The following is an 18,978-nucleotide window of genomic DNA, read 5'->3' as shown; positions in this document are numbered from 1 at the left end:
GGGGAGAGGAGCCAGCCGGTCGTTCGCCCCCTCAATCATCATAGCTGTGCCCTGCCCTCAAGCCATCGCGCACGCGGGCCGCGATCGCCAAAAATTCCGGCGTCTCGCGGATGTCCAGTGGCCGCTCCTTTGGCAGCGTCGATTCGATGATGTCGGTAACCCGACCTGGGCGCGGCGACATGACGACGATGCGCGTTGACAGATACACCGCCTCGGGGATGGAATGGGTGACGAAGCAGATCGTCTTGTTGGTGCGCGCCCACAATTCCAGAAGCTGTTCATTGAGATGGTCGCGCACGATCTCGTCCAGCGCGCCGAAGGGCTCGTCCATCAGCAACAGGTCGGCGTCGAAGGCGAGCGCGCGGGCGATCGAAGCGCGCTGCTGCATGCCGCCGGAAAGCTGCCAGGGGTATTTCTTCTCGAAGCCGGAGAGGTTGACGAGCTCCATCGTGCGCTTGATGCGCTCGGCCTGCTCCGCTCTCGAAAGGCCGATGATCTCCAGCGGCAGCGCCACGTTACGCTCGATCGTGCGCCACGGGAAAAGGGCTGCCGCCTGGAAGACGTAGCCATAAGCGCGTTTCTCGCGCGCCTGTTCCGGCGTCATGCCGTTGACCGAGATCGTGCCCGATGTCGGTTTTTCCAGATCGGCGATGACGCGCAGCAAGGTGGTCTTGCCGCAGCCCGATGGGCCGATGAAGGAGACGAACTCGCCCTTGCCGATGGTCAGGTCGACATTGGAGAGCGCCTCTACCGGACCGTCATTGGTCTGAAAGGTAAGGCCAAGTCTGCTTGCCGAGACGACGGCTGGCGATTGTCCCGTCATCGCTTGCTGCCTGCCTCTCGCAGCCGCCCAGGATGAAATGCCGTTGCATTCGCGTTGATGTTGCTTTCCACTCGTCCAATCCCACCCAATCGACGCCCGGAGCCTTGCCGATGTCGCCCAAACCCACTTGTCACCTTATCCGTCCTGAAAGCACTTATGAAGGCAAGCAGGGATTGACCTATTTTGCCGGCATTGCAGCCGAGACGGTCGGCTCGTCCGGCATCTGCATGCATCTGCTCACCCTGCCGCCTGGCGCCCGCGCCAAGGCGCATCTGCATGAAAGCCATGAGACGGCGATCTATGTGCTCTCGGGCGAGGTCCACACATGGTATGGCGACAGGCTCGAGAACCACATCGTCGTCAAGGCCGGCGACCTCTTCTACATCCCGGCCGGCGTACCGCATCTGCCGGCCAATCTGAGCAACGCCCCGTCCTCGGCCGTCATCGCCCGCACCGATCCCAATGAACAGGAAAGCGTCGTCCTGTTGCCGGAACTGGATGCGCTGGTGGCCTGACGCTGACGGGACTGCCGTCATTTGCACCGCGCCACTTCGCCCATGACATTGCCGTCGTCGTCGGCGACCGTCAGCTTCTTGGCGTTCTTGGCGCTGCGCTTGATGGTGAATTTGGTCGGCTCCTGTCCTTCTTCGCCTTCCGCCTCGCATGTTGCCGTCACCACCAGCGACCCATCAGCCTGCGCCTGCTTGTCCGTGAAGGTGCAGGCGCTGGCGGCGGTGACCAATGCCTCGTCGGTCAAAAGCAGCATCCGATCGGCGGCGACTTCCTGGCCATTGCGGTTGATGCAGCCATATTTGTCCCCATAGGGTTTCGTCAGGTCGATGCCTGCCGCAAGGGCCTGACCCGCAGCCAGAACGACTATCATCGCAACAGACGGCCCCAAACCGCGCGCGCTCATTCCCCCAGCTCCAACGTCACGAACACGGTTGCAACGGCCCCATTTCTTCAAGACCGGGAATGGTCACGAAGAACCCACCCTCGCCCTTGTTGGTGACCACAACGGTTTCAGCCGTCGTCCCCGCCTCGCCTTCGGCGGAACAGGTCGCATCAAGCGATTGCGTGCCCGGCGCCCACGTCAATTGCTGCGCGAACCGGCAGCCGCTGCCATAGGTCTCGATGCCTTCGGCGGTCAGCACGATATAATCGTCCCGGCCCTGAAAACCGGCCTTTGCAAAGACACAGCCGGCATCGTTGCCCCAGGAGCCGGCCAGCCTCTCGGCCCCTGTTGCCGGACCAGCGACCACCATCGCCACGACCAGTGAAATGAGCGCCCCCGGGCTCCGCAACGTCAAACGCCTGTCGCCGGAATGCCGGTGCGTTCCACCTTGCGCGGCGCGGTAATGTCCTTCCAGGTCGACAGAGCCCGGTTGACCGCCGCGTTCGGCTCGCGGGCGACGAATTCGCCATGGCCGGGCTTGGCCTTGACCTCCGCTTCCTCGACCGACAATTCGCCGCGCGAAAAGACGAAGCGCGGCAGGCCGGTCACCTCAAAACCTTCGAAGACGTTGTAGTCGATCACCGATTGCTGCTTCTTCGAGGTGATGGTCTTCTTGGCGCTGGGGTCCCACACCACGATGTCGGCGTCCGCGCCTTCGACGATGGCGCCCTTCCTAGGATACATGTTGAGGATCTTGGCGATGTTGGTCGAAGTCACCGCGACGAACTCGTTCATCGTCAGCCGCCCGGTGTTGACGCCCGTCGTCCACAGCACGGGCAAGCGGTCTTCAAGCCCGCCAGTGCCGTTCGGGATCTTGGTGAAATCGCCGAGGCCGTTGCGCTTCTGCTTGGTGGTGAAGGCGCAGTGGTCGGTCGCCACCACCTGCAGCGATCCCGCCTGCAGGCCGGCCCACAGCGAATCCTGGTGCAGCTTGTTGCGGAAGGGCGGACTCATGACGCGGCGCGCCGCATGGTCCCAATCCTTGTCGAAATACTCGCTTTCATCCAGCGTCAGATGCTGGATCAGCGGCTCGCCGAAAACCCGAATGCCCTTCTGGCGGGCGCGGCGGATGGCTTCGTGGCTCTGCTCGCAGGACACATGCACGACATAGAGCGGCACGCCGGCCATGTCGGCGATCATGATGGCGCGGTTGGTCGCCTCGCCCTCCACTTCCGGCGGCCGCGAATAGGCGTGTCCCTCGGGGCCATTATTGCCGGCGGCGAGCAGCTTTTGCGACAGCGCCGCAACCACGTCGCCATTCTCGGCATGAACAAGCGGCAGCGCGCCGAGATCGGCGCAGCGCTGGAACGACGCGTACATCTCGTCGTCGTCCACCATCAGCGCGCCCTTGTAGGCCATGAAATGCTTGAACGAGGTAATGCCTCTGTCGACGACGGTGGCCATCTCGTCGAACACCTGCTTGCCCCACCAGGTGATCGCCATGTGGAAGGAGTAGTCGCAGGCAGCCTTCGAGGTCTTGTTGTCCCACATCTGCAACGCTTCCAGCAGCGATTGCTGCGGCGCCGGCAGGCAGAAATCGACCACCATCGTGGTGCCACCGGAAAGGGCCGCACGCGTCCCGGACTCGAAATCGTCGGCCGAATAGGTGCCCATGAACGGCATTTCGAGATGGGTGTGCGGATCGATGCCGCCCGGCATGACGTAACAGCCGCTGGCGTCGAACTCATGGTCGCCATGCAGGTTCGAGCCGATGGCGACGATCTTGCCGTGCTGCATCAGCACATCCGCCTTCCAGGTTCGGTCGGCGGTGACGATGGTGCCGTTTCGGATAACTTTGGTCATTGTCGTGTTCCCTTGTTCTCTTCGCGCTTCTTGTGAGCGTCGTTTTGAATACAGATCTTAGTTCACGCCACGATCCCCGCTGTCTCTACCACCGCATGGAACAGCACGTTGGCGCCGGCGCCGGCCCATTCCTTGGTGATTTCCTCAGCCTCGTTGTGTGACAACCCGTCAACGCAGGGGCACATCACCATGGCGGTCGGCGCAACTCGGTTGATCCAGCAGGCGTCGTGGCCGGCGCCGGAGACGATGTTGCGGTGGGAATAGCCGAGCCGATCGGCGGCGTCGCGGATCGCCTTGACGCAGCCGGCATCGAAGGTGACCGGATCGAAAGCGCCGACCTGCTCGACCTTGTACTGGATGTCGAGCGCCTCACAGATCGTGTCGATGCCTTCGCGTATGCGCCCATCCATCGCGTCCAGCACTTCCTTCTCGGGCGAACGGATGTCGATGGTGAAGACGGTGCGCCCGGCGATGATGTTGCGCGAGTTCGGAAACACCTCCATGTGGCCGACCGCGCCGACGGCGTCGGGCTGGTAGTCCATGGCGATCTCGTGCACCAGTTCGACCACGCGCGCCATGCCTAGACCGGCATTACGGCGCTTGGGCATCGGGGTCGAGCCGGTATGCGCCTCCTTGCCGGTCAGCGTTACCTGCAGCCATTTCAGGCCCTGGCCGTGGGTGACGACGCCAATGTCGATGCCTTCGTCCTCGAGGATCGGCCCCTGCTCAATATGCAGTTCGAAGAAGGCGTGGATCTTGCGACCGCCGACCTTCTCGGTGCCTTTCCAGCCGATGCGCTCCAGCTCCTCGCCAAATTTCCTGCCCTGTTTATCAGTGTGCTGATACACGTCCGCCTGATCGAGCACACCGGCGAACACGCCGGACGCCATCATCGCCGGGGCAAAGCGCGAGCCTTCCTCATTGGTCCAGTTGGTAACGACGATCGGATGCCTGGTCTGGATGCCGAGATCGTTAAGCGAGCGGATGATCTCCAGCCCGCCGAGCACGCCGAGCACGCCGTCATATTTGCCGCCGGTCGGCTGCGTGTCGAGGTGGCTGCCGACATAAACCGGCGGCAGGCTGGGATCAGCGCCTTCCCGGCGGGCAAACATGGTGCCCATTTCGTCGAGCCCCATTTCGAGCCCGGCCGCCTCGCACCAGCGCTTGAACAGATGCCGTCCCTCGCCGTCCTCGTCGGTCACGGTCTGGCGATTGTTGCCGCCGGCAATACCGGGGCCGATCTTCGCCATCTCCATGATGGAATCCCACAAACGGTCTGAATTGATTCGCAGATTCTCGCCTGGGGCGGCCATGCTCTAAAACCTCATCGGTTGCGGGGCGGCGGCGTCCCCCTCCCCCTCGAGGGGAGGGTGGCCGCGAAGCGGTCGGGTGGGGTCGCCCGCGACGCGCGCGACCTTCTCTTTGACCACCTGCGCGACGTGCCAAGCGCTGTTTATGACATCGGGCTCGTCAACACGGAAGACTTCAAATCCGAGCGATCGCAGATAAGCATCGCGAACGGCATCGTGCCGCCTACCCCTGTCGTGTTCGTGCATGTCGCCATCGACCTCAACGATCAGCTTCACCGCCAAGCAGGCAAAATCCACGATGTACGGCCCAATCGGGCACTGACGGCGAAACTTGATGCCGGCTGATTTCAGGTCCCGCAGTTCATACCACAGCAGCGATTCTCCCTTGGTCGCGTGAACTCGAAGCGCTCGCGCCTTCTGGCGCATTTCGAAGCTCACGCGGGTACGGGGCATCAGGAGCGGCCTTGGAACAAAAGAGCAGGTCGGCGTCCGGTCGCACCGACCCCACCCGACCGCTTCGCGGCCACCCTCCCCTCGAGGGGGAGGGCTATCCGCGCCCGGTTTGTCAATCGATCGCCCTCAGCACTTCTCTGACATGGTCGATCAATTCGTTGATCTGGCCCTTGCTGATGATCAGTGGCGGCGACAGCGCGATGATGTCGCCGGTGGTGCGGATCAGCGCGCCGCGCTCGAACGCCTTGACGAAGGCCGAGAAGGCCCGCTTGGTCGGGCTGCCGGCGATCGGCGCCAGTTCGATCGCGCCGATCAGGCCGATATTCCTGATGTCGATGACATGCGGCTCGTCCTTCAGCGAATGCAGCGCATCTTCCCAGTAGGGCGCCAGTTCCTCGCCGCGGGTCAGCAGGCCCTCTTCCTTGTAGGTGTCGAGCGTGCCGAGTGCCGCGGCGCACGCAATCGGATTGCCCGAATAGGTGTAGCCGTGGAAGAACTCGATCATGTGCTCGGGGCCGGTCATGAAGGCGTCGTGGATTTCCTTCTTCACGAACACCGCGCCCATCGGGATGACGCCGTTGGAGACGCCCTTGGCGGTGGTCATGATGTCGGGCGTGACGCCGAAATAATCCGCTGCGAACGGCGCGCCGAGACGGCCGAAACCGGTGATAACCTCGTCGAAGATCAAGAGGATGCCGTGCTTGGTGCAGATTTCGCGCAGTTTCTGCAGATAGCCCTTCGGCGGCAGGATGACGCCGGTGGAGCCGGCGACCGGTTCGACGATGACGGCGGCGATGGTCGAGGCGTCATGCAGGGCAACGATGCGCTCCAGCTCGTTGGCGAGTTCCGCGCCATATTCCGGCACGCCCTTGGAGAAGGCGTTCTTTTCCGGCAGATGCGTGTGCGGCATGTGGTCGACGCCGCCGAGCAGCGTGCCGAACATCTTGCGGTTGGTGACGATGCCGCCGACCGAGATACCGCCGAAATTGACGCCGTGATAGCCGCGTTCGCGGCCGATCAGGCGGGTGCGCGCGCCCTCGCCCTTCACACGGTGATAGGCGATCGCCATCTTCAGCGCCGTTTCGACCGATTCCGAACCGGAATTGGTAAAGAAGACATGGTCCATGCCCTTGGGCGCGAGATCGACCAGGCGGTTGGCCAGCTCGAACACGATGGGGTGGCCCATCTGGAAGGCCGGCGCATAGTCGAGTTCGGCCGCCTGGTGCTGGATCGCCTCGGTGATCTTGGGACGGCAATGGCCGGCATTGACGCACCAGAGGCCGGCGGTGCCGTCGAGCACCTTGCGGCCGTCGCTGGTGGTGTAGTGCATGTCCTTGGCGGACACGAACATGCGCGGCGCCTGTTTGAACTGCCGGTTTGCCGTGAACGGCATCCAGAATGCGCTGAGATCGTTCGGCGTGACTTTCAGCCGGTTGGACATGACCAAGACTTCCCCTTGTAACCTGTTTCGGTGCGGCTAACGCTTGGTCTTTCCAAAGCTTGGTCTTTGCTGCGTTTTCATGCTACGCAAATTTTTGACCGATTGGACAAACGTTAGCACCGCCCTGTCGGCGGTCAAGGGATTACTAGCGGAAATGCGGCCTGCGAAGTGCGCTCCACGGGTAAGAGAAAAACTGGTCCAGAGAATTGGTCCAGATGAACCCTGCGGCCAAGGCTTGCAGGGGTGAGCGGCGCCATGGAAGGCTCAGCCCCTCGCCGCACCCGCATCCAGCAGGAAAAGCGCGAACTGATCCTGGAGGCAGCCCTCGAAGTCTTCTCCGCCAACGGCTTTCGCGGTTCGACCATCGACCAGATCGCCGAGGCCGCCGGGATGTCGAAGCCGAACCTGCTCTACTATTTCCGCCGCAAGGAAGACATCCACGAAACGCTGATGGAGCGGCTGCTGGCGACGTGGCTGGCGCCGCTACGTGAACTCGACGACATCGGCGACCCCCTGACCGAGCTCAGGAGCTACATCCGGCGCAAGCTCGAAATGGCGCGTGATTTTCCCAGGGAAAGCCGGCTGTTCGCCAACGAGATCCTGCAAGGCGCGCCGCGCATCATGCCGCTGCTGGCGGGTGAGCTGAAAACGCTGGTCGACGAGAAGGCCAACGTCATCAAGGGCTGGATGCGCGCAGGAAAAATCGCCCGCACCGATCCCTGGCACCTGATCTTTTCGATCTGGGCGACGACGCAGCACTATGCCGATTTCGATGTCCAGGTCCGCGCGGTGCTTGGGCCCGATCGCGGCGGCGACGGCCGCTTCGAGGATGCGGCGCGGTTTCTGGAGCAGTTGTTCATTGATGGGCTGAAGCCGAAGGGCTGACCTTGGGCGTCAGGCGCTGCGGCGCTCCGCCGACATCGCCTCAAGCAAATTCTGCAGCTTCTCGATCGAATTCTGTTCGGCCAGCGGCGTGTAGACGATCAGCTTCATGTCCGAGCCGTCGTCGATCGACAGGCTCATATGCTCGAACGTCATGGCGCCGGCGCTCGGATGTCGGACATGTTTCACCCCCGACAATCGGCGTGCCACGTCGCGTTGCGGCCACCAGTCGCGAAACTCCGGACTTGAGCGCGTCATAAGCACGATCAGCCGCTCGAAATCCGCATCGCCCACATAGCGGGCGCTTTCCGCCCGGAACGAGGCCAGCACGGTGCGCGCCAATTGCTCCCAGTCAACCAGCAGGCGCCGGTGATGCGGATTGGTGAACACCATGTGGACGATGTTGCGGGCGTCGCCCTCTAGCAGGCCATAATCACCGAACACCGCTACCGCCGCCGGATTCCAGGCCAGCACATCCCAGCGCCGCCCGACGACATAGGCCGGCTGCAGCACCAGGCTCTCCAGCATATGCATTAGCGGGCCATCGACCTTTTCCGGCGCAGCCACGCGGTTCTCCGGTTGCTGGCGGCCTGCCAGGATGAACAGATGCCGCCTTTCAACGGCGTCGAGGCGCAGCGCTTCGCTGAGCGCCGCTAGCACCTCCACCGAGGGTCTGACCTCGCGCCCCTGCTCTAGCCATGTGTACCAGGTGGTGCCGACGCCGGCGATCATCGCCACTTCCTCGCGACGCAAGCCTGGCGTGCGTCTCCGCAGGCCGGTCGCGATGCCGGTGGCGGACGGCGTCAATCTTTCGCGGCGCGAGCGCAGGAAGGCGCCAAGCTCGCGCCGGCGGCTGTCTTCAGCGGAGTGCGTGGGGGCATCCATGAGAGCTATTATAGCAGTATTGATACCAGGATAAAGTTTGAACTGTTTGGGCTGGGTCAGGCGCCCCATCTTCCATCCAGAGAGATGGAGGCTCTGAATATGGATCTGAAAGACAAGACAATCCTCATCACCGGTTCGACCGACGGCGTCGGCCGTGTCGTCGCGCAAAGGCTGGGCGCCGGCGGCGCGCGCGTGCTGGTGCATGGCCGTGACGCGGCTCGCGGCAAGGCAACCGTCGCAGAAATCGAATCCGCCGGCGGCAAGGCCGAGTTCCTCGCCGCCAACCTCGCCTCGCTAGCCGAGGTCCGCCGCCTTGCCGAGGCCGTACGCGCAAAAACCGACCGGCTCGACATCCTCATCAACAATGCCGGCATCGGCACGGCCGGCGCCAAGCGACAGCTCAGCGCCGACGGCTTCGAACTGCGCTTTGCGGTCAACTATCTCGCCGGTTTCCTGCTGACCTCGGAACTGCTGCCGCTGCTCAAGGCGAGTTCGCCGGCGCGCATCATCAACGTCGCTTCGGCCGGCCAGCAGGCGATCGATTTCGGCGATGTCATGCTGACACGTTCCTATGACGGCGTGCGCGCCTATTGCCAGAGCAAGCTGGCGCAGATCCTGTTCACCATCGACCTGGCCGGAGAGTTGAAAGGCAGCGGCGTCACCGTCAACGCTCTGCATCCAGCGAGCTACATGAACACCACCATGGTCCGCCAAGCCGGCGTGACGCCATGGAGCTCGGTCGAGACCGGCGCCGACGCCATTCTCAACCTCGCGACATCGCCCGCCCTGGAGGGCCGCAGTGGCCTCTATTTCGATGGCCTAAAGGAATCCCGCGCCGAAGCACAAGCCTATGACGCCAAGGCCAGACAGCAATTGCGAACCCTGAGCCTCGACTTCGTCGGCCAAGTCTCCGCAAAATCGAAGGAACAGCATTCATGACCGGCAAGATCGAACACACGGTCGTCATCGGCGGCTCATCCGGCATCGGCCTCGCAACGGCGCGAAAACTGCTGGGCCCAGGCATGAAGGTGACCATCACCGGACGAAGCCAGGACAAGCTCACCAGCGCCTGGAAGAGCCTCGGCGGCGCCGCCGAAAAAGCTGCCTTCGATGCTTCGAAGCCGGATGAAGTCCGCCATTTCTTTGGGGAACTCGGACCGTTCGATCACCTCGTGCTGGCTGCCAGCGGCGGCAAGGGACTTGGGCCGTTCGAAACCCTCGATCTCTCAGACATCGCCGGCGGCGTCGACGAGAAAGTCAGGCCGCAGCTGTCCTGCCTGCAGGCTGCCTTGCCGACGCTCAACAGATCGGGATCGGTCACTTTCATCTCGGCGGTGTCGGCACAATTGTCGGCGCCCGGCGTGGCTGGCATTGCCGCCGTCAACGGCATGCTGTTGACGGTGGTGCCGATCCTGGCGGTCGAACTGAAGCCGCTGCGCGTCAATGTCGTGGCGCCCGGCGTCATCGACACGCCGTGGTGGGATTTCCTGGCCGAAGACCAGCGGCAGGCGGTGTTCAGCGAATATGCCGGCAAAACCCCGGTGGGCAGGATCGGCCGCGCCGAAGACGTCGCCGGCGCAATCGCCTTTCTAGTCTCCAACGGCTTCATGACCGGCCAGGTGCTGACCTGCGACGGCGGCCTGCGCTACGCGGCGTGACCTTACAGCGACTGCGCGATCAGCGTGAGAAGGCCTCCGGCCAGTGCGACGTTGCCTACGAAACCGTTGATGCGCGACGCCCGGTCCGGGCCCTGATGGTCCCAGAAATTGTGGAACATCGGCGTGGCGACGATGAGAAACAGCAGCAGCACGGCGCAGGCGGTCGCAGTCCACAGGCCGGCCATCAACAGCGCGCCGGCAATGGTCTGCAGGACGATGCCGGCCCACAACGCCAATCTCGCCTGCGGCACGCCGCGCGCGGTCATCAGCCCTGTCAGGAAGGTCTCGTTCTGAACATTGCGCAGGCCGGCGCAAACGAAGGCGCCGCCGAGCAACAGGCGGCCGAGAAACAAAAAGGTCGAAGGCAAATCGACAGGCATGAAATCTTCCCCGTACTTAAGCATGAAACAGGTGGAGCGCCGCCCTTTCCACGGCGCTCCATGACTAACCGGACGGTCAGGCTGCTTTGGCAGCCGGCATCGGGTGAATGGCGTGGAACGGGATGCAGAGCCGGTTCCAGGTGTTGATCATGCCGATCGCGACCGACAGCTTGACCAGTTCCTCTTCCGAGAAGTGCTCTAGCGTGCGGGCATAGAGTTCGTCCGAAACGCCATTGTTGGCGATCAGGGTCGTTGCCTCGGTCCAAGCAAGCGCCGCGCGTTCGCGCTCGGAAAACAGCGGCGATTCCTTCCAGGCCGAAACCAGATAGAGCCGTGTCTCGGTTTCGCCATCGCGCCTCGCCTCGCGGCTATGCATCTCGACGCAGTAGGAGCAGCCATTGATCTGCGAGGCGCGGAGCTTGATCAAATGCAGCAGGCTCACTTCAAGCCCGCATTCGTCGACCGCCTTGTTGAGCGCCGACACGGCTTTCATGATCTCAGGCGCCTTGGCGAAGAATTGCAGTCTCTGTTTCATCGTCTTTCCTTTCACATCTGTTTGCGGGGGATTAAATCTGTTTGGTCGAAGCGGGTTTCTGCGGCCGCTGATGGCGCGCCACAAAGGCACAGCTGGCGGCAAACGATCGCGGATCGCCTTCGGCCTTGTAGTCAGCCACGATGTCGGACAACCGGGTTTCCGCGAGAGCGGCACGATAGGCACGCTCGGCTTTCAGCATCGCGGCATTGATGCCGCACGGCTTCACATAGGCCGAAGCATCGATCTTGACCGGGCCGCGCTGGCGGATCTCGCCGCAGCGGAAGGCCGGCTCGCGACCCTCGACCGCAAGCACGATATCGAGCAGCGTGATGCGCTCGGCCGGACGCGCCAGCCGGTAGCCGCCCGCCGGTCCCGGCACCGATTCCAGGATGCGCGCAGCAGTCAGCTGGTTCAGATGTTTCAGCAGATAGCTCGGCGACAGGCCGAAGGACTCTGCCAAAGCAGCACCCGGTATCGTGCTGTTGCCCTCCACGCTGGCCAGTGTGGCCGCGCAATGGATGGCCGCTTCTACACCCTCGCCCAGTTTCACGATGTTGCGCTCCTATTCATGGATATCTTTTATCCTAGATAAATTTTATCTGCAATTGGAAAATGAAAAACGGCGCTCGAAAGCGCCGCTTTTTTCTTCGACCCGTTCCCTACTCCGCAGCCACCTTGGCCATCGGGTTGTTCGGGTGCGTCGTCCAGTTGGCATAGACCGGCGACACCGGCTTGCCGGTGCGCTGGTCCATCACGCCGGCGGCCAGCGGCTCCATGGTGATGCAGTTCTCGACCGGGCAGACATTGACGCACAGATTGCAGCCGACGCATTCGGCCTCGATCACCTCGAAATGCCTGACGCCGTCGACCATGTTGGTGATTGCCTGGTGCGAAGTGTCCTCGCAGGCGATGTGGCAGCGGCCGCATTTGATGCAGGCGTCCTGGTCGATACGCGCCTTGGCGATGTAATTGAGGTTGAGATACTGCCAGTCGGTAACGTTGGGCGTGGCGCGGCCGACAATGTCGTTGAGCGAGGCGTGGCCTTTCTCGTCCATCCAGTTTTCGAGACCGGCGATCATCTCCTGCACGATCTTGAAGCCGTATGTCATCGCCGCCGTGCACACCTGCACATTGCCGGCGCCGAGCGCCATGAATTCAGCCGCATCGCGCCAGGTGGTGATGCCGCCAATGCCGGAGATCGGCAGGCCGCGCGTTTCCGGATCGCGGGCGATCTCGGCCACCATGTTCATGGCGATCGGCTTCACCGCCGGGCCGCAATAGCCGCCATGCGAGCCCTTGCCGTCGATGGTCGGCTGCGGCGCGAAACTGTCGAGGTCGACGCCGGTGATCGAGTTGATGGTGTTGATCAGCGACACCGCGTCGGTTCCGCCGGAGAGTGCGGCGCGCGCCGGCTTGCGCACATCTGTGATATTCGGCGTCAGCTTGGTGATGACAGGCATGCGGGTGTTGGCCTTGCACCAGCGCACTACCATTTCGATGTATTCAGGCACCTGGCCGACAGCCGCGCCCATGCCGCGTTCCGACATGCCGTGCGGGCAGCCGAAATTGAGCTCGATGCCGTCGGCTTCGGTCTCCTCGACCACCGGCAGGATCGCCTTCCAGCTTTCCTCGACGCATGGCACCATCAGTGAGACGACGATGGCGCGGTCGGGCCAGTCCTTCTTGACCTGTTTGATCTCGCGCAGATTGACCTGCAAATCGCGGTCGGTGATCAGCTCGATATTGTTGAGGCCGAGCAGGCGCCGGTCGGCCCCCCAAATCGCGCCATAACGCGGGCCGTTGACGTTGACCACCGGCGGACCTTCTTCGCCCAGCGTCTTCCACACGACGCCGCCCCAGCCCGCCTTGAAGGCGCGGATGACATTGTAGGCCTTGTCGGTCGGCGGCGCCGAAGCCAGCCAGAACGGATTGGGCGATTTGATGCCGACGAAATTGTTGCGGATGTCTGCCATGGGTCTTTCTCCTCTGGCCGTGGCGGGCTTACCGCCACCTTAAAGCGTTGCCTATCGGATCATTCCTCGCATCGAAGAAAAACCGATGGCGGTTCACCTTCGACCGTTACCGTGATCTGGTCCGGATCGCCCTTGCGCGCTTCCAGCCCGACCATTTTTTCATCCATGCGCACGGTCTCGTCCCCGTTGAGATAGACGCTGGCGCATGAAATCCTTGTCTCAACATGATCGCCGCTTGGCGGCCCGGATGTCCATTGGCAGATCGTGTGCTCGCTGAAGCCGACACCGGATGCCTCGACGGACATCCGCTCTTCACCCTTCGCGTCACACCATTGCGTATAGAGCCAATAGTCCGGTGAAGCCGCCGGCATTGCCGCGGTGCCGATGACGGCAGCGAGGATCGGCGCGATCATCGCAGTGCCCGGTTGATCAAGCGGGTCGGCTTTACCGAGGCCAACCAGAACGGATTGGGCGATTTGATGCCGACGAAATTGTTGCGGATGTCGGTCATAACTCTCTCCGCTAGCTACAGATCACAACAAGAGTCATCTGAACTGCTACAGGCTCACTCGAATCGTTTCGGACGACGACCTGCCACACATGGTCGCTAAACGGATAACTTGCCGATACAACCAACGCAGTAGGGTTGGCCGGCGGGATATCAAGCGCGTAACCTCCAGAGATGAGCTCCTCGTTCCCGCACCCAAGCATAGGAGAGAACGCCTCCCCTGCGCGAACGTCCGGTTGATCAAAATATCTGGTCACACGATGAGCCGCCGAGGCGTTGGCAGAAAACAGCAACAGGCTCGTGCTTAAAGCTCCAACGAACTTGACGACGTTAGGCATTCCAGCTTCCTCCAGCCAGTGCCCGGTTGATGCTCTCCGCCGCGTCGCGGCCTTGCGCGACGGCCGAGACCGTCAAATCGTCGCCGCCGAAGATGCAGTCGCCGCCGGCCCAGACATTGGCGAGCGAGGTGCGGCCTTCCGCATCGACCTTGATGCGGCCGGCTTCAAGATCGATCGAGGCGCCGCTTCCATTAAGCGCGGCCGGCACAAAGCTCTGGCCGATGGCCTTGAACACCTGGTCGGCGGTAAGCGTCAGCGTCTCGCCCGTGCCGGCAAGCCTGTCCCCGTTCATAGCGGTGTATTCGAGCTCGATGCCCGACACTTTGCCAGCCTCGGCGATGACCCGCTTCGGCTGCAGCCAGTGGCGGATGGTGACGCCGTTGGCCGCGGCCAGATCCTGCTCGAACTCGGAGGCGTTCATGTGCTCCTGGCCGCGCCGGTAGCAGATCGTCACCTCCTCGGCGCCGAGCAGCTTCGACTGCACCGCGGCATCGATCGCCGTCATGCCGCCGCCGATGACGACGACGCGCCGGCCGACCGGCAGGCTCGCGAGATCGCTGGCCTGGCGTAGCCCGGCGATGAACTCGACCGCATTGACAACGCCATCGGCGTCCTCGCCATCCGCGCGCAACGCATTCACGCCGCCTAGCCCCATGCCGAGGAAGACGGCATCGTAATTCAGGATCAGGTCCGACAGCTGGTAGTCGCGGCCGAGCGCCTTGCCGTTATGGATATCGATGCCGCCGATCCCCATGACATAGTCGACCTCGGCCTGGGCGAAATTGTCGATGCTCTTGTAGGCGGCGATGCCATATTCATTGAGGCCGCCGGCCTTCGGGCGGGCTTCCAGAATGGTGACGTCATGGCCCTGGCGGGCGAGCCGGTGGGCCGCGGCAAGACCGGCCGGTCCGGCGCCCACGACGGCGACCGACTTGCCGGTCGATTCAGCGCGCGGATAAAACTGCTTGTGCTCGGCCATGGCGACATCGGTGGCGTAGCGTTGCAGGCGGCCGATCTGCACCGGCTTGCCTTCCGCCACCTCGCGCACGCAGACCTCTTCGCACAGCGTCTCGGTCGGGCAGACGCGGGCGCACATGCCACCCAATATGTTCTGGTCGAAAATCGTCTTGGCCGAACCGATCGGGTTGCCGGTCGATATCTGGCGGATGAACAGGGGAATGTCGATCGAGGTCGGGCACGCATTCATGCACGGCGCATCGTAACAGAAATAGCAGCGGTCTGATTCGACCAGCGCCTCGTGGTGATCGAGCGGCGGATGCAGGTCGGAAAAATTCTCGGCGTACTGGTCGGCGGCAAGCCGGCCGCCGGCAATGCCGTCCTTGAACTGGCCTTCTGGCATCGTCAGTTCCCCATGTTTTCGTTTTGGGAAAGGCTAGCACGTTTTATTTTTTTATCAATTGGTCAATTTTCGACCCAAGCCGCTGAAAAGACTAGCTGATAATATGATTTAGTTGCTCATGTTATGAGTGACGGTTGCGTCCTCAAAGAGGGGAGCGCGACAAGCTCCAAGTCGCGGCAAGCTGTTCCAGGCCAGCGCGAAATGATAGGGCGCTTGAGCACGATGCGCGGCTTTCATTCAACGGAGAAGACGATGACCGATGATAGGGAGACGGCTCACCGGTGGGAGCCCGTGGGAGATTTACCTCTGGCTGCCTGTCAGGTGTGGCGTCTAAAATCCGACAATAACGACAATAACTTTGAGCTGACCGTCGAAGGCGACTTCGGGACATCGGAACGAACTCTCAAGATCGATTTTCAAGGGGTAGTAGCCCTGGCTGCCCATGATGACATGCTGGGACTGACCAAAATCCGTGCGGACACCTCGATCCCATTGATTGGATCTGGCAGGCAAGCCTCCTACAGGTGGCCGATCCTGCGAGTGGAGAACTCGCATTGGTTGCGATCGACACTTGGCCCGACAGTAGACTGTACGCATTTTCTGCTGCTCAGTCTCGAATGCACGGTTGAGGTCATTGCTCGTGAAGCCACTCCTTCTTGGATCTGATCACCCGAGGAGCGAAACGCCTTGAAACCGCATACGCTCCGGCACAGGCCAAGATTGGTGGCTGTTCGCTACGAAGGTGCCAGCTGTAGGCTGGCATCTGAGGGGCCGCCATGAATCGACCTGATCTCGTCGGCAACCAGTTGCTGCAGCCGCCACAGATTGCGGTCGCGGATGCCGAATTCCTCGAGGTGGCTGACGGTGTTGTAGAGATATTCCGCACCCGAGCCGACATGGCCGCAGGCCCGCGCCAACACCCGCGCCACCCGATCTAGCGGCTGCCCAAGCGAGGTTCCCCTGCCCGTCACCCCGACCCAGAAGCCGAGCGCCCGTATCCGGCCCTGCTCCGTGCGCACGGGAACCCACCGGACCGAGCTGACACTCTCATGGTCGTCGATCTCGCGCCGCAACAATCTTTCGATCTGCTGCGGCTTGTCGCCGTCGGGCAGGCGGTAGATGACGCCGTCGCATCGGCCGCCGCGTTCGAGCGCCATCATCAGCCCCGGCTGCGCGACGCTGCCGCGCCAGCGCACCATGTCGAGGCAGAAGGAGCGATGCCAGCCAAACGCAGTGGCGCGCTGGCGTTCGACGGGCTCGAAAGCCGGCTTCCAGATCAGCGAGCCATAGGCGAACACCCATAACGGCCCCGCATCGGCTTCGTCGGAGAGCCGTAAGGCAAGCGTGCGAAAATCCTCATCGTTCAGCTGCGTCCAACTGCAGTCGGGTCCGGGATCGACCTCTTCGCGATGACACAGTGACACAAGCTCAGGCGTGAGCGACATAAGGCGCATGAAACGACTACCCCTCGTTTGCCCAAGGAAAGTCGAAAACCGCCGCACGTGCAAGGCGTCGGTGGGGCGAAGTGCGGAACGATGTGTCAACGCAGCCGTTGAATTTTCTCCGGTTCGCTGTCGGATTCGCGTCGCTGAAAACGTCCTTTGATGGATCGGACGACGATCTATGCATAGGTGAGGAGACCGAGAATGCCGAGATCCCCAATGCCCTTCTTCTGGTACGAGTTGATGACCAGCGACCTCGATGCGGCGCAAGCGTTCTACACCAGCGTGGTCGGCTGGCGGGCCGAGCCCTTCGACAAGGCGCCCGGCATGCCGCGCTATATCGTGGTGAACTCCGCCGAGCGTGGCGTCGGCGGGCTGATGACCCTGCCCGAGGAAGCAGCCAGGACGGGTCTGAAGCCGGCCTGGTTCGGCTATATCCACACCAGCGATACCGATGCCTCGACCGAGGCACTGAAAGCCGCCGGCGGGGCTGTTCACCGCGAACCCGACGACATTCCCGGCGTCGGCCGCTTCTCCGTCGTCGCCGACCCGCAAGGCGCCGCCTTCATGTTCCTGCAGCCCAATGGCCCCGACCAGCCCGTCCTTCCGGCAACGACGCCGGGCCATGTCGGCTGGCACGAGCTTTATGCGTCCGACCGCCAGAAGGCCTTCGATTTCTACTCCAGCCAGTTCGGCTGGACCGATGCCGGTAGCATGGACATCGGCGAGATGGGCATCTATCAGACCTTCTCGGCCGGCCCTGAATCCGGCGGCGGCATCATGAACAAGCCACAACAGCTGCCGGTGCCGGCGTGGCTGTTCTACTTCAATGTCGATGCCATCGACGCAGCCGCCAAACGCGTCACCGACAATGGCGGCAAGATCGTCATGGGTCCGATGCCGGTTCAGACCGGCCAATGGATTGCCCAGTTCACCGATCCGCAAGGCGCTTATTTCGCGCTGATCGCGCCGGGCCGCTGATCCCCTCCGGTACTCGCCTGCACGGAACTGCTCTCATCGCGCCGCCCCGATGAGAGGCGCGTCGGGGCGCGGTCACTCTGGCGCCAGCACCGCAACCTTGAGGTTCTCTTTCCTGGCGCCGCTGAGCTGGATCGTGGCCGCGCCAGGCGTCAGCTTGAAGCGCACGCTCTTGCGGATGCCGGGGCAGGTCTTCACGCCGCTGAAACCGGCTGATTTCACGGCCTGGCCATCCTGAATGACGTCGACCCAGGCCTCATCGGACAGGCTGATCTGGAGCTCTCCTTCCGTTGGCACGGCCACGTTTGCCGTCGCGCCGAACGTGCCGGCTGCCGGCGCGCGTTGCGGTGAGACCGTGAAGCTGACCGCATCGACCGGCTCCAGCGCCATATCCGCGGCTTCGCCGAAAGCAAGAGAGGCACCGGACTGCGCGGCGGGCGCTGCCGGAAACAGTTCCTGCTCGCGTGTCACCGGCCATTTGAAGGCATCGCAGCCAGCATCAGCGGCCATGGCGAAACTGGTGCTTGCGAGGATTGCGAACAGGCTGATGGCGACTTTTTTCATGGCGAAGGAACCCGTCTGGTTTGGAGTGTCTACACGCAGATATACAACCTCAACGAGATGTATGCAACCATAACGAGAGCAAATTTCGAAGTCAGACTGGAAATAATTGCATCACCGATTGTTGATGACAGGCCATGGGAAGTGAATGGTCCAGCGCCGGGTGATGATTTATGGCCGGGCCACATGGTTGGAAAAATGGAGTTTAGATGAAGCTTTTTGACGGTCTCGCCAGATTTCAGCCGCAGGCACTCGGCCTCCTGCGCATCATCACAGCCCTGCAGTTCATCGAGCATGGCTCGCAGAAACTGTTCAATTTTCCGGTCAGCGCCGAGCCTCACGCTCTTACCGGCCTGACGGTGACGGCAGGCATCCTGGAGTTCGCCGGTGGCATCCTGCTGGCGCTCGGTCTGTTCACCCGCCCGGTCGCGTTCCTGCTGGCCGGCGAGATGGCCATCGCCTATTTCATGGGGCACTACCCGCGCGACTTCTTCCCGGTCAACAATGGCGGCGATGCGGCGATCTCCTTCTGCTTCATCTTCCTCTATCTGGTGTTTGCCGGCGCCGGCGCTTTCGCGCTCGACAACCGCCGCAGCCCCTGACGCGCCTGATGCATGTCGCCCAAAAGTGCGCAGCGGTTTGGGATAACGACTTGCACAAAAAACGACTTGCACAAAACAAGAATCTGAAGCG

24 protein-coding genes are annotated in these 18,978 nt (G+C 62.5%); 7 read left to right on the top strand and 17 right to left on the bottom strand.

Features of this window, described 5'->3' with window-relative positions; all coding sequences use genetic code 11:
* Positions 1-31 precede the first annotated feature (31 nt).
* Positions 32-823: an ABC transporter ATP-binding protein gene (locus NKH54_RS17435; RefSeq protein WP_023687997.1), complete on the bottom strand. Its 792-nt coding sequence runs from the start codon at positions 821-823 to the stop codon at positions 32-34.
* Between the two features lie 110 nt (positions 824-933).
* Here NKH54_RS17435 and NKH54_RS17430 point away from each other — a divergent pair, with 110 nt between their 5' ends.
* On the top strand, positions 934-1,338 hold the full coding sequence (locus tag NKH54_RS17430) for a cupin domain-containing protein (RefSeq protein WP_031193071.1): 405 nt from the start codon (positions 934-936) through the stop codon (positions 1,336-1,338).
* A 17-nt stretch (positions 1,339-1,355) separates the two neighbouring features.
* Here the strand turns inward: NKH54_RS17430 and NKH54_RS17425 are convergent, their stop codons facing one another.
* From NKH54_RS17425 to aptA, 6 genes are all read right to left on the bottom strand, one after another.
* Positions 1,356-1,739 carry a hypothetical protein gene (locus tag NKH54_RS17425; protein ID WP_023729378.1) on the bottom strand — a complete coding sequence of 128 codons (384 nt, stop codon included), beginning with the start codon at positions 1,737-1,739 and terminating at the stop codon, positions 1,356-1,358.
* A gap of 16 nt (positions 1,740-1,755) precedes the next feature.
* Positions 1,756-2,133, bottom strand: a complete 378-nt coding sequence (locus NKH54_RS17420; RefSeq protein ID WP_023668216.1) for a hypothetical protein — start codon at positions 2,131-2,133, stop codon at positions 1,756-1,758.
* Positions 2,130-3,581 (bottom strand): dihydropyrimidinase, encoded by a 1,452-nt coding sequence (gene hydA / locus NKH54_RS17415; protein ID WP_023668215.1) that lies wholly within the window; start codon positions 3,579-3,581, stop codon positions 2,130-2,132. The genes NKH54_RS17420 and hydA overlap by 4 nt, the downstream gene beginning before the upstream one ends.
* A gap of 62 nt (positions 3,582-3,643) precedes the next feature.
* Positions 3,644-4,894, bottom strand: a complete 1,251-nt coding sequence (locus NKH54_RS17410; protein ID WP_023756377.1) for a Zn-dependent hydrolase — start codon at positions 4,892-4,894, stop codon at positions 3,644-3,646.
* Between the two features lie 3 nt (positions 4,895-4,897).
* On the bottom strand, positions 4,898-5,317 hold the full coding sequence (locus tag NKH54_RS17405; RefSeq protein WP_245260016.1) for an endonuclease domain-containing protein: 420 nt from the start codon (positions 5,315-5,317) through the stop codon (positions 4,898-4,900).
* A 139-nt stretch (positions 5,318-5,456) separates the two neighbouring features.
* Positions 5,457-6,785: an omega-aminotransferase AptA gene (aptA, locus tag NKH54_RS17400; RefSeq protein ID WP_023668212.1), complete on the bottom strand. Its 1,329-nt coding sequence runs from the start codon at positions 6,783-6,785 to the stop codon at positions 5,457-5,459.
* A gap of 255 nt (positions 6,786-7,040) precedes the next feature.
* Here aptA and NKH54_RS17395 point away from each other — a divergent pair, with 255 nt between their 5' ends.
* Positions 7,041-7,670 (top strand): TetR family transcriptional regulator C-terminal domain-containing protein, encoded by a 630-nt coding sequence (locus tag NKH54_RS17395; RefSeq protein ID WP_023668211.1) that lies wholly within the window; start codon positions 7,041-7,043, stop codon positions 7,668-7,670.
* Positions 7,671-7,679: 9 nt separating this feature from the next.
* Here NKH54_RS17395 and NKH54_RS17390 read toward each other — a convergent pair whose 3' ends face one another.
* Positions 7,680-8,552: a helix-turn-helix transcriptional regulator gene (locus NKH54_RS17390; RefSeq protein ID WP_023668210.1), complete on the bottom strand. Its 873-nt coding sequence runs from the start codon at positions 8,550-8,552 to the stop codon at positions 7,680-7,682.
* Positions 8,553-8,651: 99 nt separating this feature from the next.
* On the opposite strand from NKH54_RS17390, the gene NKH54_RS17385 reads away from it, so the two are divergent.
* The gene (locus NKH54_RS17385; protein WP_023668209.1) at positions 8,652-9,491 is read left to right on the top strand and encodes an SDR family oxidoreductase; all 840 of its coding nucleotides are present in this window, start codon (positions 8,652-8,654) and stop codon (positions 9,489-9,491) included.
* Positions 9,488-10,210 carry an SDR family oxidoreductase gene (locus tag NKH54_RS17380; RefSeq protein ID WP_023668208.1) on the top strand — a complete coding sequence of 241 codons (723 nt, stop codon included), beginning with the start codon at positions 9,488-9,490 and terminating at the stop codon, positions 10,208-10,210. The genes NKH54_RS17385 and NKH54_RS17380 overlap by 4 nt, the downstream gene beginning before the upstream one ends.
* Before the next feature lie 2 nt (positions 10,211-10,212).
* On the opposite strand, the gene NKH54_RS17375 is transcribed toward NKH54_RS17380, so the two are convergent.
* The 7 genes from NKH54_RS17375 to NKH54_RS17350 all read right to left on the bottom strand — a co-directional run bounded on the left by NKH54_RS17375 (position 10,213) and on the right by NKH54_RS17350 (position 15,304).
* The gene (locus NKH54_RS17375) at positions 10,213-10,590 is read right to left on the bottom strand and encodes a DoxX family protein (RefSeq protein ID WP_023668207.1); all 378 of its coding nucleotides are present in this window, start codon (positions 10,588-10,590) and stop codon (positions 10,213-10,215) included.
* Positions 10,591-10,666: 76 nt separating this feature from the next.
* Complete coding sequence (locus NKH54_RS17370) at positions 10,667-11,125, bottom strand: carboxymuconolactone decarboxylase family protein (RefSeq protein ID WP_023668206.1); 459 nt, start codon at positions 11,123-11,125, stop codon at positions 10,667-10,669.
* A gap of 31 nt (positions 11,126-11,156) precedes the next feature.
* The gene (locus NKH54_RS17365) at positions 11,157-11,675 is read right to left on the bottom strand and encodes an RrF2 family transcriptional regulator (RefSeq protein WP_023668205.1); all 519 of its coding nucleotides are present in this window, start codon (positions 11,673-11,675) and stop codon (positions 11,157-11,159) included.
* Positions 11,676-11,784: 109 nt separating this feature from the next.
* Positions 11,785-13,098, bottom strand: coding sequence for an NAD-dependent dihydropyrimidine dehydrogenase subunit PreA (preA, locus tag NKH54_RS17360; RefSeq protein ID WP_023668204.1), 1,314 nt, complete (start codon positions 13,096-13,098; stop codon positions 11,785-11,787).
* Between the two features lie 59 nt (positions 13,099-13,157).
* Positions 13,158-13,511: a hypothetical protein gene (locus NKH54_RS17355; protein ID WP_023668203.1), complete on the bottom strand. Its 354-nt coding sequence runs from the start codon at positions 13,509-13,511 to the stop codon at positions 13,158-13,160.
* Between the two features lie 109 nt (positions 13,512-13,620).
* Positions 13,621-13,944: a hypothetical protein gene (locus tag NKH54_RS32505; RefSeq protein WP_023712067.1), complete on the bottom strand. Its 324-nt coding sequence runs from the start codon at positions 13,942-13,944 to the stop codon at positions 13,621-13,623.
* Entirely contained in the window at positions 13,937-15,304 is a 1,368-nt protein-coding gene (locus NKH54_RS17350) for an NAD(P)-dependent oxidoreductase (protein WP_023668201.1), read from the bottom strand. The genes NKH54_RS32505 and NKH54_RS17350 overlap by 8 nt, the downstream gene beginning before the upstream one ends.
* A 213-nt stretch (positions 15,305-15,517) precedes the next feature.
* On the opposite strand from NKH54_RS17350, the gene NKH54_RS17345 reads away from it, so the two are divergent.
* Complete coding sequence (locus tag NKH54_RS17345; RefSeq protein WP_353028607.1) at positions 15,518-15,970, top strand: hypothetical protein; 453 nt, start codon at positions 15,518-15,520, stop codon at positions 15,968-15,970.
* A gap of 68 nt (positions 15,971-16,038) precedes the next feature.
* Here the strand turns inward: NKH54_RS17345 and NKH54_RS17340 are convergent, their stop codons facing one another.
* Positions 16,039-16,758, bottom strand: a complete 720-nt coding sequence (locus tag NKH54_RS17340; RefSeq protein WP_023668199.1) for a gamma-glutamylcyclotransferase — start codon at positions 16,756-16,758, stop codon at positions 16,039-16,041.
* Positions 16,759-16,950: 192 nt separating this feature from the next.
* Here NKH54_RS17340 and NKH54_RS17335 point away from each other — a divergent pair, with 192 nt between their 5' ends.
* Entirely contained in the window at positions 16,951-17,727 is a 777-nt protein-coding gene (locus tag NKH54_RS17335; RefSeq protein WP_353028606.1) for a VOC family protein, read from the top strand.
* Positions 17,728-17,799: 72 nt separating this feature from the next.
* Here NKH54_RS17335 and NKH54_RS17330 read toward each other — a convergent pair whose 3' ends face one another.
* Positions 17,800-18,288: a hypothetical protein gene (locus NKH54_RS17330; RefSeq protein WP_023746952.1), complete on the bottom strand. Its 489-nt coding sequence runs from the start codon at positions 18,286-18,288 to the stop codon at positions 17,800-17,802.
* 206 nt (positions 18,289-18,494) lie between these two features.
* Here NKH54_RS17330 and NKH54_RS17325 point away from each other — a divergent pair, with 206 nt between their 5' ends.
* The gene (locus NKH54_RS17325; protein WP_353028605.1) at positions 18,495-18,887 is read left to right on the top strand and encodes a DoxX family protein; all 393 of its coding nucleotides are present in this window, start codon (positions 18,495-18,497) and stop codon (positions 18,885-18,887) included.
* Positions 18,888-18,978 lie beyond the last annotated feature (91 nt).

Origin of the sequence: Mesorhizobium sp. M1004, from assembly GCF_040318795.1 — a bacterium.
In the GTDB taxonomy this organism is placed as follows: Bacteria; Pseudomonadota; Alphaproteobacteria; order Rhizobiales; family Rhizobiaceae; genus Mesorhizobium.
Note: the sequence above shows the minus strand (reverse complement) of the source record. Positions and strands in the feature narration are given on the sequence as shown.